General features: G+C 42.3%; 1 protein-coding gene. It reads right to left on the bottom strand.

Annotation, left to right across the window (positions count from 1 at the left end; all coding sequences use genetic code 11):
* Window positions 1-46: 46 nt before the first annotated feature.
* On the bottom strand, window positions 47-652 hold the full coding sequence (locus Q7J41_RS03775) for a peroxiredoxin-like family protein (protein WP_304885388.1): 606 nt from the start codon (window positions 650-652) through the stop codon (window positions 47-49).
* Window positions 653-1076 lie beyond the last annotated feature (424 nt).

Here is a 1076-nt window from a genome sequence, read left to right as displayed (position 1 = left end):
AGAATACAGGTAATTTTTTCATATCAGATCTCCAAACATTTATAGATTACTTGACGCCACGACCAATGGGTTCATCGAATGATTTCGTCCAATCAGTAGAGAGGACTCCGTTTAAAAATAATTCCAAAGAAGGATGGTCGGCAATATTATCGTAATAGTACGGGAGCAGAATTTTGCCGTTCGTGCCGATAATAAAGGTGCCAGACATGAGCATGGCATCCTGGCCCTCTGGCGGACCTTCAACCTTATACCCCTTTTTTTGCGAGTCCTTGACTGCAGACAACACCTTCAAGTTTAGAAAAGTTTGCCTCAGCGTACCGCGTTCCAATCCATATGCGGTATAGGCTTTTCGCTCAGGGTCGGCCAAACAAAGCAATCCAGGAGCGAACTGTTTGGCAAACAAAGCGGTAGTTTCTGGGGTACCCTGGGTAATGACTACAATTGATAAACCGGCAGCTTTGATGCTGTCATGGGCTGACACCAATTCAGCAAGCATCTCTTTACATTGGGTGCAGCCGAAATGTCTGGTAAAAGCCAATACCAGGGGTTGTTTTGCCCAAAGGGATGATAGTTGGACTTCCTGTTTATTGGTGTCAAGCAGTTTCAAATCAGGGGCAGAGGCATTAAAGTTGAGATGTTTTGTGTTCTTCATGTTTCTCCAAATTAATTCATTTTTATCATAATTAAATAGTAACAAATTACAACAATCAGCGCATTAGAATGTATAAGGTTAGTAGCGTGTTTCGGGATTTTTTATGAATTATTCACAGCGATGTTATTGGTGATGAACCTATGCTGATATGCGCTATTTTTTATTCAAAAACCGAATTATTATCACTTTTCACGATTGGTATTGAGGAAAAGGATAGTTCAAAAAAGGATGATGCAACTTTTAGCATCATCCTTTTTTGTTTACAGCGTGTCTATGGAGTGACCTGCATTTTTCATCAACCAGACGTAACCGTCTTCGAGCCCGGGTTGGACGGGCTGCGCATCTGGATAATCTGAGACGCTTTCTCCAACCATACGGTATTGGGTGCCTTCGGCCAAGTGCAGCATCGAGATGATGGTCAATC

Source organism: Acetobacterium sp. (genome assembly GCF_030652775.1).
GTDB lineage: Bacteria > Bacillota > Clostridia > Eubacteriales > Eubacteriaceae > Acetobacterium.
The sequence above is the reverse complement of the archived record's forward strand: the minus strand, read 5'-3'. Positions and strand labels throughout refer to the sequence as shown.